The sequence below is a fragment of the Geobacillus sp. YHL genome (assembly GCF_022341265.1).
In the GTDB taxonomy this organism is placed as follows: Bacteria; Bacillota; Bacilli; order Bacillales; family Anoxybacillaceae; genus Geobacillus; species Geobacillus thermoleovorans.
This window is the reverse complement of sequence record NZ_JAEIGB010000020.1, coordinates 39,078-53,713: the sequence shown is the minus strand read 5'-3', so window position 1 is coordinate 53,713 and position 14,636 is coordinate 39,078. Positions and strand designations below refer to the sequence as shown.

The following is a 14,636-nucleotide window of genomic DNA, read 5'->3' as shown; positions in this document are numbered from 1 at the left end:
GAAAGTTGATTGGCTTTTTGCTTCAGCCGCAGCACCAAAGGCGCTAAACGACCTCCGCTTTTCGTCGCGCTTCGTTTCGTTCAGTTTTCAAGGAACGAGACCTCTTCTTGAACTTGCTTCGTTGCAGTCTTGCGCCGAGGAACCCAATTCCCCCGAATTCACTAGAAGACACAGGCGCAAAGTTGCTGCATTGAAACAACTTCTCTGCTGGTTTTCGTCGAAGAATCCCGCTTCTCTCCATTCACTTGCAGGACACAAGGTTGCTACTTTAGTTTGCTTCTCTGTAATCCTACCGAGGAACCTCACGTCTTCAAATTCCCTTGCAAGCGGCAGGCACAGACATAAAGCAACAGTGGAGCCTATCGGGATCGAACCGATGACCTCCTGCGTGCAAAGCAGGCGCTCTCCCAGCTGAGCTAAGGCCCCATATATCCGCTATCGGGAAGACAGGATTTGAACCTGCGACCCCATGGTCCCAAACCATGTGCTCTGCCAAACTGAGCTACTTCCCGCCAACGCGCTCGAGAGGATTCGAACCCCTAACCTTCTGATCCGTAGTCAGATGCTCTATCCAATTGAGCTACGAGCGCAAGTGCCGAGGGCCGGACTCGAACCGGCACGGTAGTGACCTACCCCAGGATTTTAAGTCCTGTGCGTCTGCCAATTCCGCCACCCCGGCTAAATGGGCAAATAAATGGAGCGGAAGACGGGACTCGAACCCGCGACCCCCACCTTGGCAAGGTGGTGTTCTACCGCTGAACTACTTCCGCTCGAATCAACATGCGGGTGAAGGGACTCGAACCCCCACGCCCGTAAAGGGCACTAGACCCTGAATCTAGCGCGTCTGCCAATTCCGCCACACCCGCAAATCAATTGTGGTGAGCCATGGAGGACTCGAACCTCCGACCCTCTGATTAAAAGTCAGATGCTCTACCTACTGAGCTAATGGCTCATGAGTTGGGTATACACTCACAGTGAACGATGTCCCTTCCTCTACTAGCATATTCGAAGATGCAGGATGCGTCGGGACAACTCGCAGCAAACTCAATGATGCAAAGCTCGTTGCTCTACCTACTGAGCTAATGGCTCATGGTTAGGATAACACTCTACAGCTTCGTTTCACTCTACCTGCCTCTTCCTCTCCCAGCCGATTCAAAGATGCCAAGTGCGTCGAGGCAACTCGAAGCAAACTCGAAGATGCAGCGCTCGTTACTGAGCTAATGGCTCATAGTCAAGTATACACTCACAATGAACGATGTCCCTTCCTCTGCTAGCATATTCGAAGATGTTGGATGCGTCGGGACAACTCGAAGTAGATTCAAAGATGTAATACTCGTCACTGAACTAATGGCTCATAATAGGTGATGGTGGAGGATGACGGGATCGAACCGCCGACCCCTTGCTTGTAAGGCAAGTGCTCTCCCAGCTGAGCTAATCCTCCACGGGATTGCCTAGCGACGACCTACTCTTGCAGGGGCGCTGGCCCCAACTACCATCGGCGCTGGAGGGCTTAACTTCCGTGTTCGGGATGGGAACGGGTGTTTCCCCTCCGCTATCATCACTAGACAATCAACAGACAAGTCATATTATAATTAAATTTATTTATTTGTCAATAGGCCCTTGTTTTTGATTAGTGCTGTCATTTCAACGTGCTATCATAATATAACACGTTGGGAGTGGTTTGTCAACTCGACTTCCTGTGTTTGTTTTTCAACAAAACAACGACAACTATTTTTACATAAATGAAAAGCCCCCTGCTGCTTGTCTTTGCAGGGAGCGATCAAATTTATTTATGACGCATTTGCGGGAAAAGCAACACGTCGCGGATCGACGGCGAGTTCGTCAGCAGCATGACCAGACGGTCGACGCCGATGCCAAGCCCGCCTGTTGGCGGCATGCCGTACTCGAGCGCTTCAAGGAAGTCTTCGTCCATTTCATGTGCTTCATCGTTTCCTTGTTCACGCTCTTTCAGCTGCGCCTCAAAGCGTTGGCGCTGATCGATCGGATCATTCAATTCGGTAAAGGCGTTGGCATGTTCGCGCCCGACGATAAACAGCTCAAATCGGTCGGTAAAACGCGGGTCGTCCGGATTTTTCTTGGCCAACGGTGAAATTTCAACCGGATGGCCATAAATGAACGTCGGCTGAATGAGGTGAGACTCGACTTTTTGTTCAAAAAATTCGTTGACAATATGGCCAAACGTCATATGTGGAGCAACTTCCACTCCATGTTCTTTCGCCAGCTCCCGCGCCTCTTCGTCGCTCATCTGCCGCCAGAAGTCGACGCCGACATATTCCTTGATCGCATCGACCATATGGAGGCGCCGCCATTCAGGCGTCAAGTCGACAAGATGTTCGCCGTACTGGATTTTTGTTGTGCCAAGCACTTCCGTGGCAATATGAGCGATCAAGTTCTCCGTTAATTTCATGATATCGCGGAAGTCGGCATACGCCTCGTACAATTCGAGCATCGTAAACTCCGGGTTATGGCGGGTGGAAATGCCTTCATTCCGGAAAACGCGCCCGATTTCATACACTTTTTCCAAGCCGCCGACGATGAGCCGTTTCAAATGCAGCTCGATGGCGATTCGCATATAAAGGGGCATATCCAATGCGTTATGATGCGTAATGAACGGGCGCGCCGCAGCGCCGCCAGCAACGGCGTGCATCATCGGCGTTTCAACTTCCAAATAGCCGTGGCTGTCGAGATACCGCCGCATCGATTGGATGATGAAACTGCGGGTGATGAACGTCTTTTTGCTCTCCGGATTCATAATTAAATCGAGATAACGCTGGCGATAGCGTTGCTCTATGTCTTTCAAACCATGGTATTTTTCCGGCAGCGGACGCAGCGCTTTCGTCAAAAATTCGTACGACGACACTTTGATGGAAAGTTCACCAACTTTTGTTTTAAACATTGTGCCGCGCACGCCGACGATATCGCCAAGGTCAGAGATTTTAAACAGTTCGTACTGCTGTTCGCCAACATCGTCTTGACGGACGTAAATTTGAATCTGCCCGGTGACATCCTGGATATGGGCGAACCCGGCTTTTCCTTTGCCGCGCTTTGTCATGATGCGGCCGGCGACGGCGACTTCAATTTGCTTTTCTTCAAGTTCCTCTTTCGACAAATCGCCGTACAGTTCGAACAGTTCTTGCGCTTTATGAGTGCGCTCGAACCGTTTGCCAAACGGGTCGACACCCAATTCCTCAATTTTTTTCAGCTTTTCCCTGCGGACGCGCAGTTGGTCGTTCAATTCTTCATGGCTCATACCTCATTCACTCCATTTAGCGATTTTTTACGAAAAATACTGCCAGCACCCGCTGGCAGTCTTCCGCTGCATGAACGTCATCTCCGTTGTTTAAACGGCTTCGGCGTTCGCCGCTGCTTGGACTTCCGCTTCCTCCGCCACGCGAAGCAACAGTGCGGCCAGTTCGTCCCGCGTTTCACATTCATTGATGGCGTTCCGGATTTTCGCTGCGCCGCGAATGCCTTTTAAATACCAAGCAGCGTGTTTACGCATTTCTTTGACGGCGATATACTCGCCTTTTAAGGCAATTAATCGGTCTAAATGCAGCAGGCAGACATCGATTTTTTCCCTCGGCGTTGGTTCCGGGATGAGCTCTCCAGTTTCTAAATAACGGACAGTGCGATAGATCATCCAAGGGTTTCCAAGCGCCGCCCGTCCGATCATGACGCCGTCGACCCCTGTTTCTTCAAGCATCCGCTTTGCATCTTGAGGCGTTTTGACATCTCCGTTGCCGATAACCGGGATGTTGACGGCTTCTTTCACTTGCTTGATGATGTTCCAGTCCGCTTTTCCTTCATACATTTGCACCCTTGTCCGTCCGTGGACGGCGACGGCCTTCCCGCCGGCGCGCTCAACGGCTTGAGCGTTTTCGACGGCGTAAATGTGCTTTTCATCCCAACCGATCCGCATTTTCACCGTGACCGGTTTTTCAACGGCATCGACGATCGCGGCAACGACATCATAGATTTTATTCGGGTCAAGCAGCCATTTCGCTCCAGCGTCGCAATTCGTAATTTTCGGCACTGGGCAACCCATGTTGATGTCGATGATATCTGCATTCGTATTTTTATCGACAAATTTCGCCGCTTTGACGAGCGTTTCTTTCTCGCCGCCGAAAATTTGCAAGCTGATCGGCTTTTCCCGTTCATCAATATATAACATGTTTAACGTCTTTTCGTTGTTGTATACGATTCCTTTGTCGCTTACCATCTCGGCGCATACAAGCCCGGCGCCGAATTCTTTGACGGTCAGGCGGAACGCGGAGTTGCATACGCCTGCCATCGGAGCGAGCACGACGCGGTTTTTAATTTCGACATCGCCAATGCGAAACATCGCAGATGCCTCCTTTCTACTTGTTCGATTCGAGTTTCGGCGGCGCCAGTTCTTCCACCGATATATTCAGCCGTTCGGCGATTTGTCCAACGAGCGAATCGGACGGCATCCGGTTCCCCCGTTCAATTTCACCAAGGATCGATACGGAAATGCCTAGTTCTTTCGCCAGTCTTTCTTGCGTATATCCTTTCAACTTTCGAAAAGCGCGAATACGTCTTCCCCATCTTTCCGCTTCCATACATGAACTCCTTTTTTGTCAGGTAGTCGGCCAATGATGTCGATTAACGGCTCGGAAAGGTTCGGTATTGCCACGTGGGAGTTGACTTCAAACAACGGGATGAGCACGAACGCCCGCTCCGCCATGCGCGGATGCGGGATCGTCAGCTGCTCTGTTTCAATATTTTCATGATTATACAGCAAAATGTCAAGGTCTAACGTCCGTGGTCCCCAGCGAATTTCCCTTTTTCTTCCAAGTTGTCGTTCGATTTGCTGGGTCACGTCAAGCAAGGCAAACGGCGACAACGTGGTCGCCACCTCGATCACCATGTTTAAAAACTTGCCTTGGTTGACATAGCCGACCGGATCGGTTTCATAAATCGATGAGCTCGATGTGATCAAAATTTCCTGATGATGATGGAGCGCTTCAATGGCAGAACGCAAATAGGAAACACGATCTCCGAGGTTGGAGCCTAAAGCGAGATATGCGATGTTTTCCATTTAACGACCCCTATTAATTTCGACTGCGACATGTTGATAATGGCCGCGAATCGGCGGATTCGGCTTCGTCACTTTGACAATGCAGCGCTCGACAACAGGAAAGGCAGCGAGCAAGTCGGCGGCGATCGCTTCAGCGACCGCCTCGATCAAGGCGAACGTCCGCTCCTCAACGATCGCCCGGCAGCGCTCGTACACATCGGCGTAGTTGACGGTATACTCAAGACAATCGCTCCGCCCGGCGGGCTGCAAGTCGAGCTCCAACGTCACATCGACCAAAAATCGCTGGCCAAGGATGTTTTCTTCGCGAAACACCCCGTGGTAGCCGTAAAACTCCATGCCTTGCACATAAATTTTATCGATGACCGCTCTCTCCCTTCCCAAGCATAGCATCCATCATTTTGGCCATGCGGGCAATCGGCAATACATCATGGACTCGGACGATGTGCACCCCTTTCATGATGCCGAGACAAACGGTCGCCCCCGTTCCTTCGACCCGCTCCTCAACCGGCACATCGAGCACATGGCCGATAAACCGTTTGCGCGATGTGCCAAGCAAAAGTGGGTATCCCAAAGCAGCAAACTCATCGAGACGCCGCATCACTTCCAGGTTATGTTCAACCGTTTTGGCAAATCCGATCCCCGGATCTACAATAATGTTTTCCTCTTTTACTCCCGCCTGTTTGACAATACGGATGCTCTCCTTCAAGTCGGCGATCATGTCGGAAATGAGATCGCGGTATGCCATATCGTGACGGTTGTGCATTAAAATGATCGGCACTCCGTACGAAGCGGCGACGTGGGCCATATCCGGATCGGCTTTGGCGCCCCAAACGTCGTTGATGATATGCGCTCCCGCTTCAATGGCCTGCCTTGCGACCTCGGCTTTATACGTGTCGACGGAAATCGGCACGTCCACCGCATCGGCGATCGCTTTGACTGCCGGAATGACGCGCCGTAGCTCTTCATCAAGCGGCACTGGATCCGCCCCCGGACGAGTTGATTCACCGCCGATGTCAATGATGTCTGCTCCTTCCGCCACGAGCCGCTTCGCGTGCTTGACCGCGTTTTCCACGTCGTAAAACCGGCCGCCGTCGGAAAACGAATCGGGCGTGACGTTGACAATGCCCATGATCAACGTTTTTTTGTTTAAGTCAAGCTCATGCCCGCGGCATTGAAGCCGAAGAGGGCGCATCGATGTTGTCATCAGTCGTTCATCCTTTCTGCCAATTCGTTCCTCGTCCATAACCGATGGGTCAAGCGTCGGTAATGGTGCTGCAAGGCCCGGACCACCGGACCATTTTTTCCTTGGTAAACGCAATGGCCAATGCGGCAAAGGGGTACAATTTCCTGCACAGAGTTGGTGATAAATGCTTCATCAGCCTGCAACAAATGGGACAGCGGATATACCCCTTCTTCAACTGGGATGCGCAACTGCTTGAGCAAAGCAATGATGAATTGTCTTGTGATGCCGTTTAATATGCCGACAGCCGGCGCTGGCGTGTAGACGATGCCGTCTTTCACCCAAAAAATATTGGAAACGATCCCCTCCGCTACCGCACCATCTGAATTCAAAAAAATTCCTTCCGCATGTGGTCGATGTCCGAGCTCCCATTTCCCAATCATATTGTTTAAATAATGGTGCGACTTTAGTCGCTCATTGCCTTCCGGGCTGTTTCGCCTTGCCGCGAGCACCACCCCTTCTTTTCCTTCCGGAGGGACGAGCGGCGGAAGCGGCTTCATATAGACGATGACGGTCGGGTTTCGGTAACGTTCGATCGGCAAGCCGAGATCGCCGACCCCGGCCGATACATTGAAGCGCACATAAGCGTCGCGCAAGCCATTGGCCTCGAGCAACTGCTCGATGATCGCCACCGCTTCGGCGCGGCCGAACTGCCTTTCGATGTGAAGCTCAGACAGCCCTTTGTTCAATCGGGCCAAATGATCGTCAAGCAAAAAAGGGTGGCCGCTATACGTGCGGAATGTTTCAAATAAGCCGAGCCCATATAAAAAGCCGTGATCAAACGCTGATAACTGCGCTTCTTCGCGCGGAACGACCGCGCCGTTGATATACACGTACATGACTGTCACGCCTTTTTATACGTGTTGATAAAGTTTTTCAACAGTTGCATCCCATGGCTTGTCATAATCGATTCCGGGTGAAACTGCACGCCTTCCACCGGCAGCGTTTTATGGCGAATCGCCATCACTTCATCCTCTTTCGTCCAAGCCGACACGACGAAACAGTCCGGAAGCGTCTCTTTCTCGACGATAAGGGAATGGTAGCGCGTTGCCGTAAACGGGTTCGGCACGCCGCAGAAAATCGTCTCCCCATCATGGTAGACGGACGATGTTTTCCCGTGCATCAGCCTTGGAGCGCGGACAACGCGGCCGCCGAACGCCTGGGCGATGGCTTGATGCCCGAGGCAGACGCCGAAAATCGGAATTTGGCCGGCAAAGCGATCGATGACTTCCAGGCTGACCCCTGCCTCATTCGGTGTGCATGGACCAGGGGAAATCATAATAAAATCAGGGCGGAGTCGTTCGATTTCAGCCACCGTAATTTCATCATTCCGTTTGACAATCAGCTCTTCTCCCAACACGCCCAAATATTGCACCAAATTGTACGTAAATGAATCGTAGTTATCAATCATGACGATCATCATTCTCACCTCATGCTCGGAAATAATGCCTCTGCTTCGCTCAGCTCTTTCGCTTTCCAAAGGGCAGCCGCTTTCTTTACACATTCCTTGTACTCATGCTCTGGGTTGGAATCGATGACGATGCCCGCTCCTGCCTGTACATGCGCCAATCCGTCTTTGACGACCATCGTTCGAATGGCGATGTTTAGCTCCATGTTTCCTTGAAAATCGATCCAACCGATCGAGCCCGTGTACAAGCCGCGGCGGACCGGTTCCAACTCTTCAATAATTTCCATTGTTCGCACTTTCGGGGCGCCGGTGATCGTCCCGCCGGGAAACATGGCGCGAATGACGGAAAACGCATCGTGCTCCATCGTCATGGTGCCGGATACGTGAGAAACGATATGCATCACATGAGAATACTTTTCGACGGTCATCCATTCGTCAACTCGAACCGTCCCGTATGCACAGACGCGCCCAAGGTCATTCCGTTCAAGATCAACGAGCATGGCGTGCTCGGCCCGCTCCTTTTCACTCGCAAGCAACTTGCGAGCAATTTGTTCATCCTCTGCCGCCGTCCGACCGCGCGAACGTGTGCCGGCAATCGGCCGCGTCTCAAGACGCCATCCCCGCTTGCGGACGAGCAACTCCGGCGAGCCGCTGACGACTTGAAATTCCGGGGTATGCAAATACGCCATGTAAGGGGACGGATTCAGCATCCGCAACTGCTTGTAGACGGCAAATGGATGCGTCACCAGCGGCTGCGACTGACGCACCGATAAGTTGACTTGAAACACATCGCCCGCCGCAATATAGCGTTGTACGCGGCGAACCGCATCCATAAACCTCTCTTTTGTCATTGAAACAGACGGCGCAGCTGTCGAGGCAGCAAGCGGCCAGACCAGCGCTTCATTCCGATCCTCGAGCCACATCCGTGCATGCCGCGCAAGCCGCCGGTTTGCTTCGCTTTCCTCCCCTTCATTCGCGTAGGCAAGCAAATGAAGCTGTTCAGTTTGGTGATCATAAATCGCTACGTCGTCAAAGAGGAAAAAATACATGAGCGGCAGCCGCAAATCATCTTGCGCGAGCACCGGGAGCCGTTCCATATAGCGAACCGCATCATAGCTAATGAAACCGATCAGCCCGCCTTGGCAAGGCAACGACTCCCCCTCATCCGGCACGGCGAAACACCGAAGCCATTGCCGGAGCCCTTCGAGCGGCGAGCCATCCAGCACCGTTTCAACCCCGCGCTGCTTGATGATGAGCCGCCGCTCGTCAGCGCGGATCACTCCGATCGGGTCAAGGCCGATAATGCTGTACCTTCCCCCTTGGCCGCTCTCAAGCAACACATGATGAGGCCGGCTATAGGCCAGCTGTTCGTACTGGCGGAACCAATCCCGTCCGCGATAATCGATAGTTCGTTTCAGTCGCCTGCGCCGCTGTTCCATCCTCGTCAGCTCCTTACGATGTCCATAGTTACTTTTATTGTACAATGATTGTCCGTCTGGGTCACCATCCTCGTAAAAAAATTCGACAGGGTTGCCCCTGCCGAAAAAGTCTGCTTAGTCTTCAAATTGGTAAAGAGGCGTGCTCAAATAACGTTCGCCGTTGCTCGGGATGATGGCGAGCACTTTTTTCCCTTTGCCGAGCTCTTTCGCCACTTTCAATGCCGCATGAATCGCAGCGCCGGACGAAATGCCGCCGAGAATGCCTTCCTCGCGAGCCGCGCGGCGGGCCGCCGCAAACGCTTCTTCCGTCGTTACCGTAATAACCCCATCGTAAATGCTCGTATCCAAAATATCTGGAACAAAGCCAGCGCCGATCCCTTGGATTTTGTGCGGGCCCGGTTTTCCTCCCGACAAGACTGGGGAATCGGCCGGTTCAACGGCGTAAATTTTAATGTTTGGGTAAGCTTCGCGCAACACTTTGCCTGCTCCGGTGATCGTTCCGCCCGTGCCAACGCCGGCAACAAACGCATCAAGCTGGTCGCCCATTTGCTCCACGATCTCTTTCCCGGTCGTCAAGCGATGGATTTCCGGGTTCGCCTCGTTTTTAAATTGCTGTGGCATAAAGTAGCCGTGCTCGCGGACGAGCTCTTCCGCCTTTGCGATTGCTCCGCGCATCCCTTGTGCACCCGGTGTGAGCACAAGCTCGGCTCCATACGCCCGCAGCAGGTTGCGGCGCTCCAAGCTCATCGTATCCGGCATGACTAATACCGCCTTATATCCTTTCGCCGCCGCGACCATCGCCAATCCGATCCCAGTGTTGCCGCTTGTCGGCTCAACGATCGTGTCGCCCGGCTTCAGCTTGCCCGCTTTTTCCGCCGCTTCAATCATCGCCAACGCAATCCGGTCTTTGACGCTGCTGCCCGGGTTCATAAATTCCAGTTTCAAATACACATCCGCGCTGTCTTCATCAACGATGCGGTTCAGTTTCACGGCCGGCGTATCGCCGATCAATTCGGTTATCGAGTTGACTGTGCGTGCCATTGTTCCACCTCTAATCCCCATTAATTTTATCGACTTTGTCTCCAATGTATCAACTATTGGCGTAATTGTCAATCATTTTACTGTTTTCATTCTTTTTTTGCGAGTTGTTTCAACTGTTCCAGCTCCGCTTTGTCGAAATGGTACGTTTCATTGCAAAAATGGCACGAAGCTTCCGCCTGCCCTTCTTTGTCGATGATGTCTTGGATTTCCTCGGGCCCTAGGCTGATAAGGGCATCAGCGATCCGCTCGCGCGAACAGCGGCAGACGAATGACACCGGCATCGTCTCGAGCACACGGACGCCTCCATCTCCCAACAGTTGTTCGAGCAGCTGTTCCGGGCTGAGCCCTCTTTCGATCATGCGCGACACGGGCGGAATTTGTTTCAGCCGCTCTTCAATGCGAGTGATCGTGTTCTCCTCCGTCCCGGGCATCAACTGGATAATAAATCCTCCGGCGGCTCGGATGGTATGGTCGGGATTGACGAGCACCCCGACGCCAACCGATGACGGAATTTGTTCGGACGAAGCAAAATAATACGTAAAATCATCGCCAAGCTCCCCGGAGATAAGCGGCACTTGTCCGGTGAAAAAGTCGCGCAGCCCAAGATCCTTCACAACCGTCAACATCCCATTTTTGCCAACCGCCCGTGCCACATCAAGTTTCCCGTGCTCGTTCAGCTCAAAATGCACATGCGGATTCGTTACATAGCCACGCACTTCCCCTCTGGCGTTGCTGTCGACTAAAATGACGCCGATCGGGCCGCCGCCGTCAATTTTAATCGTCAACGTTTCCTCGCCTTTCAGCATCGCTCCCATCATAACACCGGCGGTCAACGCCCGGCCGAGAGCCGCTGAGGCGGTCGGCCATGTTTGGTGGCGGCGTTGCGCCTCGGCGACAGTTTCCGTCGTTCTTGCGGCATACGCTCTCACTTGTCCATTGTAAGCGAGTGCTTTGACTAAGTAGTCTCCCATCTTCATCAAGCCTTTCATCCTTTTTTCTCGGTGTTTTTCTCGTACAACAATTTTAAGCCAGTCAGCGTCAAAAACGGATCAACGACATCGATGATGTCCGATTCGCTGGCAATGAGCGGAGCCAAACCGCCAGTCGCAATCACCTTCGGCAGGATTTTGCTTTTCGCCTTCATTCGCGACACGATGCCTTCCACTTGTCCGACATAACCGTATAAAATACCGGCTTGCATGGCGCTGACCGTATTTTTGCCGATGATATCATCCGGGCGGGCGATTTCAATGCGCGGCAATTTCGCCGCCCGCGCAAACAGAGCCTCTGTCGAGATCATAATTCCCGGGGCAATGGCCCCTCCCATATATTGTTTATGTTCATTAATATAACAATACGTCGTCGCCGTGCCAAAATCGACGATAATCAGCGGACTGCCGTACAAATGGATGCCGGCGACCGCGTTGACAATCCGGTCGGCGCCCACCTCACGCGGATTGTCATATTTGATGTCGAGCCCGGTTTTAATGCCCGGACCGACGATGAGCGGTTTGATATGGAAATATTTTAGACACATGCGTTCAAGAGCAAACATAATCGGCGGCACGACCGAGGAAATGATGATGCCTCGAATGTCGGAAAACTGCAAGCCGACATGGTTCAAGAGCGCTTTGATCATCATGCCGTATTCGTCTTCCGTTTTCGAGCGGCTTGTTTCAATGCGCCAATGATGTTTCAGTTCGTCCCCGTCATACACCCCTAACACCGTGTTTGTATTGCCGACGTCCAATACAAAAATCATCGCTTCATTCCTCGCTTTTCCTCGATAAATTCCCATTCTTTATCATATCATACTTACGGGAAAAAAACTGTCCTTCTTTCCCTGGGCCGCCGGCAAAAAAAAAGATGCCTCCGAACAGAGACATCGATTACTCCTCTTTCTTTTGGATGTTGATTTTCACATCGCCGTCGCTTTTGCCGGCCTCCTCGCGCCCGTTCCGGTCTTTGGGCAGCGTGCCATGTTCGAACAAATGTTTAATTTGCTCCGCATCGAGCGTCTCGACTTCCAACAGCGTGTTGGCGATCAAATCCAATTTGTCCCGATGTTGGGTCAAAATTTGTTTCGCTTTTTCATAGCACTCTTTAATGATGCGCTGAATCTCTAAGTCAATTTCATAGGCGATTTTGTCGCTGTAGTTTTGCTCGTTGTGTAAGTCACGTCCTAAAAACACTTGCCCGCTCGGTTGGCCGAATTGAAGCGGACCAAGCTTTTCGCTCATGCCAAACTCCGTCACCATCCGGCGCGCGATGTTTGTCGCCCGCTGAAAATCGTTGTGGGCCCCTGTACTCACTTCATTGAACACGATTTCCTCGGCAACGCGCCCGCCGAGCAGTCCGGTGATTTTATCCATCAGTTCGGCTTTCGTCATAAAGTAGCGGTCTTCTTTCGGCAGCATGACCGCATAGCCTCCGGCTTGGCCGCGCGGCACAATCGTCACTTTATGCACCATTTCCGCATCGGCGAGCACCATGCCGATGACCGTATGCCCAGCTTCGTGAAACGCGACGATGCGCCGTTCTTTTTCCGAAATGACGCGGCTTTTTTTCGCCGGTCCGGCAATCACCCGGTCCGTCGCCTCGTCGATGTCGCTCATATCAATTTTCTTTTTGTTGCGGCGCGCTGCAACGAGCGCCGCCTCATTCAGCAAGTTTTCCAAGTCGGCGCCGGAAAATCCAGGCGTCCGCATCGCGATCGTCTTCAAGTCAACCGATTCATCGAGCGGCTTGTTGCGGGCATGCACGCGCAGCACCGCTTCGCGCCCTTTGACGTCCGGGCGGTCGACGGTAATCTGCCGGTCGAAGCGACCCGGGCGCAACAGCGCCGGGTCTAAAATGTCCGGCCGGTTGGTGGCCGCGATAATAATGATCCCTTCGTTGCCGTTAAAGCCGTCCATTTCGACAAGCAGTTGGTTGAGCGTCTGCTCACGCTCGTCATGGCCGCCGCCAAGGCCGGCGCCGCGCTGGCGGCCGACGGCGTCGATCTCATCAATGAAGATAATGCACGGGGCATTTTTTTTCGCCGTCTCAAACAAGTCGCGCACCCGCGATGCCCCGACCCCGACGAACATTTCCACGAAATCCGACCCGCTGATCGAGAAAAACGGCACGCCCGCTTCTCCGGCAACCGCGCGCGCCAACAGCGTTTTCCCGGTTCCGGGCGGCCCAACGAGCAATACCCCTTTCGGAATGCGGGCGCCAAGTTCCGCAAACTTGCGCGGATCTTTTAAAAACTCGACGATTTCCACCAACTCTTCCTTTTCCTCATCTGCCCCAGCCACATCGCGGAAGCGGACTTTCCGCTTGTCATCCGTATACAGCCGCGCCCGGCTTTTGCCGAAATTCATCACCCGGCTGCCGCCGCCCTGTGCCTGGTTCAAAAGGAAGAAGAACAAAATAAAAATAATCACAAATGGGATGATGGAAGTGAAAAACGTCACCCATCCGCTCGTTTCGTCCGCTGGCACGACTTCCACCCGCGTCCGCGCCGCCGCCGCATCGATGCGGTCAAGCACTTTGTCACTGTTCATGACGTAGGTGGAAAAGTACTGCCCTTCGCTATATGTTTTCAACTGGCCTTTGATTTCATATACGCCGCGCTCCGGCTTAATGGAAAACGACTTGACATCCCCGTTTTCCAGATGAGTGATGAACGCATCGTACGTCATCGGCTCCGTTCGCTGGTTCGTGCCGTTAAAAAAGCTGACGACGCCGATCACGACGAGGAAAATCAGCAAATAAAAGATGGTATTGCGGAAAATCCGGTTCATTTCTTGCCTCCTCCCATATGAAACACACTATACTCAATACTATCATAGAAATTTGTTTCAATACAAACAATTCGGCCGTCGCCCAGCAACCGTTCTACTTTTGGTACACTTCCGGCTTTAAGACGCCGATAAACGGGAGGTTGCGGTATTTTTCCGCGTAATCGAGCCCATAGCCGACGACGAATTCATCCGGGACGGTAAATCCGGTGTAATCGGCTTGAATGTCCGCCTTCCGTCCAGACGGCTTGTCAAGAAGCGTGACGATTTTGATCGAATTCGCCTTCCGGTAGCGAAACAAGTCGACCAAATAGCTGAGCGTCAGCCCACTGTCAATAATATCCTCAATGATCAAAATATCCCGTCCTTCGACGGAGGTGTTCAAGTCTTTGACGATTTTCACTTCGCCGGATGAAACGGTCGCATTGCCATAGCTTGATACGTCCATAAAATCCATTTCTAAGTATGTATCAATATGTTTGAGCAAATCGGCCATAAACGGCATCGCCCCTTTGAGAACGCCGACAGCGAGCGGAAAACGGCCTTCATATTCTTTCGTTAACAAACCGCCGAGTTCTTTGACTTTTGCCTGAATTTCCTCTTCAGTGATCAACACTTTTTGAATATCGTCTTTCATCCCCAT

General features: G+C 52.5%; 14 protein-coding genes, 8 tRNA genes and 1 rRNA gene. All 23 read right to left on the bottom strand.

The annotated features are described in order from the left end of the window. Positions 1-353 precede the first annotated feature (353 nt). Positions 354-426 (bottom strand) — tRNA-Ala (locus JCR24_RS14430). Between the two features lie 12 nt (positions 427-438). Further along, positions 439-512 (bottom strand) — tRNA-Pro (locus JCR24_RS14425). Between the two features lie 4 nt (positions 513-516). Next, positions 517-590, bottom strand: a tRNA-Arg gene (locus JCR24_RS14420). Positions 591-593: 3 nt separating this feature from the next. Then, positions 594-679, bottom strand: a tRNA-Leu gene (locus JCR24_RS14415). A gap of 16 nt (positions 680-695) precedes the next feature. After that, a tRNA-Gly gene (locus JCR24_RS14410) sits at positions 696-770 on the bottom strand. Positions 771-781: 11 nt separating this feature from the next. Further along, positions 782-866: transfer RNA gene (locus tag JCR24_RS14405), tRNA-Leu, on the bottom strand. A 10-nt stretch (positions 867-876) separates the two neighbouring features. Beyond that, a tRNA-Lys gene (locus JCR24_RS14400) sits at positions 877-952 on the bottom strand. A 413-nt stretch (positions 953-1,365) separates the two neighbouring features. Further along, positions 1,366-1,441, bottom strand: a tRNA-Val gene (locus tag JCR24_RS14395). A gap of 8 nt (positions 1,442-1,449) precedes the next feature. Further along, a 5S ribosomal RNA gene (gene rrf, locus JCR24_RS14390) occupies positions 1,450-1,566 on the bottom strand. 220 nt (positions 1,567-1,786) lie between these two features. Continuing rightward, complete coding sequence (gene lysS, locus JCR24_RS14385; protein ID WP_238980853.1) at positions 1,787-3,271, bottom strand: lysine--tRNA ligase; 1,485 nt, start codon at positions 3,269-3,271, stop codon at positions 1,787-1,789. A 90-nt stretch (positions 3,272-3,361) separates the two neighbouring features. Further along, positions 3,362-4,363 (bottom strand): tRNA dihydrouridine synthase DusB, encoded by a 1,002-nt coding sequence (gene dusB, locus JCR24_RS14380; RefSeq protein WP_011229588.1) that lies wholly within the window; start codon positions 4,361-4,363, stop codon positions 3,362-3,364. Between the two features lie 16 nt (positions 4,364-4,379). After that, positions 4,380-4,601: a helix-turn-helix domain-containing protein gene (locus JCR24_RS14375; protein WP_011229587.1), complete on the bottom strand. Its 222-nt coding sequence runs from the start codon at positions 4,599-4,601 to the stop codon at positions 4,380-4,382. Beyond that, positions 4,553-5,080: a 2-amino-4-hydroxy-6-hydroxymethyldihydropteridine diphosphokinase gene (folK, locus tag JCR24_RS14370; protein WP_238980852.1), complete on the bottom strand. Its 528-nt coding sequence runs from the start codon at positions 5,078-5,080 to the stop codon at positions 4,553-4,555. The genes JCR24_RS14375 and folK overlap by 49 nt, the downstream gene beginning before the upstream one ends. Continuing rightward, positions 5,081-5,470, bottom strand: a complete 390-nt coding sequence (gene folB, locus JCR24_RS14365; protein WP_238980851.1) for a dihydroneopterin aldolase — start codon at positions 5,468-5,470, stop codon at positions 5,081-5,083. Beyond that, the gene (gene folP, locus JCR24_RS14360) at positions 5,433-6,284 is read right to left on the bottom strand and encodes a dihydropteroate synthase (protein WP_238980850.1); all 852 of its coding nucleotides are present in this window, start codon (positions 6,282-6,284) and stop codon (positions 5,433-5,435) included. The genes folB and folP overlap by 38 nt, the downstream gene beginning before the upstream one ends. Further along, a complete protein-coding gene (pabC, locus tag JCR24_RS14355; protein WP_238980849.1) occupies positions 6,284-7,159 on the bottom strand; it encodes an aminodeoxychorismate lyase in 876 nt (291 codons plus the stop codon). The genes folP and pabC overlap by 1 nt, the downstream gene beginning before the upstream one ends. Before the next feature lie 5 nt (positions 7,160-7,164). Beyond that, positions 7,165-7,740: an aminodeoxychorismate/anthranilate synthase component II gene (gene pabA, locus JCR24_RS14350; protein ID WP_023634495.1), complete on the bottom strand. Its 576-nt coding sequence runs from the start codon at positions 7,738-7,740 to the stop codon at positions 7,165-7,167. Between the two features lie 5 nt (positions 7,741-7,745). Beyond that, a complete protein-coding gene (gene pabB, locus JCR24_RS14345; protein ID WP_011229581.1) occupies positions 7,746-9,167 on the bottom strand; it encodes an aminodeoxychorismate synthase component I in 1,422 nt (473 codons plus the stop codon). A 114-nt stretch (positions 9,168-9,281) separates the two neighbouring features. After that, positions 9,282-10,208 (bottom strand): cysteine synthase A, encoded by a 927-nt coding sequence (cysK, locus tag JCR24_RS14340; RefSeq protein ID WP_011229580.1) that lies wholly within the window; start codon positions 10,206-10,208, stop codon positions 9,282-9,284. 86 nt (positions 10,209-10,294) lie between these two features. Further along, positions 10,295-11,179, bottom strand: coding sequence for an Hsp33 family molecular chaperone HslO (gene hslO, locus JCR24_RS14335; protein ID WP_025039044.1), 885 nt, complete (start codon positions 11,177-11,179; stop codon positions 10,295-10,297). A gap of 14 nt (positions 11,180-11,193) precedes the next feature. Further along, positions 11,194-11,970, bottom strand: coding sequence for a type III pantothenate kinase (locus JCR24_RS14330; protein WP_238980848.1), 777 nt, complete (start codon positions 11,968-11,970; stop codon positions 11,194-11,196). A 127-nt stretch (positions 11,971-12,097) separates the two neighbouring features. Beyond that, positions 12,098-13,996, bottom strand: coding sequence for an ATP-dependent zinc metalloprotease FtsH (gene ftsH, locus JCR24_RS14325; RefSeq protein ID WP_012820459.1), 1,899 nt, complete (start codon positions 13,994-13,996; stop codon positions 12,098-12,100). A 94-nt stretch (positions 13,997-14,090) separates the two neighbouring features. Continuing rightward, positions 14,091-14,636 carry a hypoxanthine phosphoribosyltransferase gene (hpt, locus tag JCR24_RS14320; protein ID WP_012820458.1) on the bottom strand — a complete coding sequence of 182 codons (546 nt, stop codon included), beginning with the start codon at positions 14,634-14,636 and terminating at the stop codon, positions 14,091-14,093.

Excerpts from the sequence above, each read along its gene's own strand:
- JCR24_RS14330 (WP_238980848.1), bottom strand. The coding sequence starts at position 11,970 with ATGATTTTTGTATTGGACGTCGGCAATACAAACACGGTGTTAGGGGTG.
- dusB (WP_011229588.1), bottom strand. The coding sequence starts at position 4,363 with ATGTTTCGCATTGGCGATGTCGAAATTAAAAACCGCGTCGTGCTCGCT.
- lysS (WP_238980853.1), bottom strand. The coding sequence starts at position 3,271 with ATGAGCCATGAAGAATTGAACGACCAACTGCGCGTCCGCAGGGAAAAG.
- hpt (WP_012820458.1), bottom strand. The coding sequence starts at position 14,636 with ATGGGGATGAAAGACGATATTCAAAAAGTGTTGATCACTGAAGAGGAA.
- cysK (WP_011229580.1), bottom strand. The coding sequence starts at position 10,208 with ATGGCACGCACAGTCAACTCGATAACCGAATTGATCGGCGATACGCCG.
- ftsH (WP_012820459.1), bottom strand. The coding sequence starts at position 13,996 with ATGAACCGGATTTTCCGCAATACCATCTTTTATTTGCTGATTTTCCTC.
- hslO (WP_025039044.1), bottom strand. The coding sequence starts at position 11,179 with ATGGGAGACTACTTAGTCAAAGCACTCGCTTACAATGGACAAGTGAGA.
- pabB (WP_011229581.1), bottom strand. The coding sequence starts at position 9,167 with ATGGAACAGCGGCGCAGGCGACTGAAACGAACTATCGATTATCGCGGA.
- pabA (WP_023634495.1), bottom strand. The coding sequence starts at position 7,740 with ATGATCGTCATGATTGATAACTACGATTCATTTACGTACAATTTGGTG.
- folP (WP_238980850.1), bottom strand. The coding sequence starts at position 6,284 with ATGACAACATCGATGCGCCCTCTTCGGCTTCAATGCCGCGGGCATGAG.
- pabC (WP_238980849.1), bottom strand. The coding sequence starts at position 7,159 with ATGTACGTGTATATCAACGGCGCGGTCGTTCCGCGCGAAGAAGCGCAG.
- JCR24_RS14375 (WP_011229587.1), bottom strand. The coding sequence starts at position 4,601 with ATGGAAGCGGAAAGATGGGGAAGACGTATTCGCGCTTTTCGAAAGTTG.
- folB (WP_238980851.1), bottom strand. The coding sequence starts at position 5,470 with ATGCTATGCTTGGGAAGGGAGAGAGCGGTCATCGATAAAATTTATGTG.
- folK (WP_238980852.1), bottom strand. The coding sequence starts at position 5,080 with ATGGAAAACATCGCATATCTCGCTTTAGGCTCCAACCTCGGAGATCGT.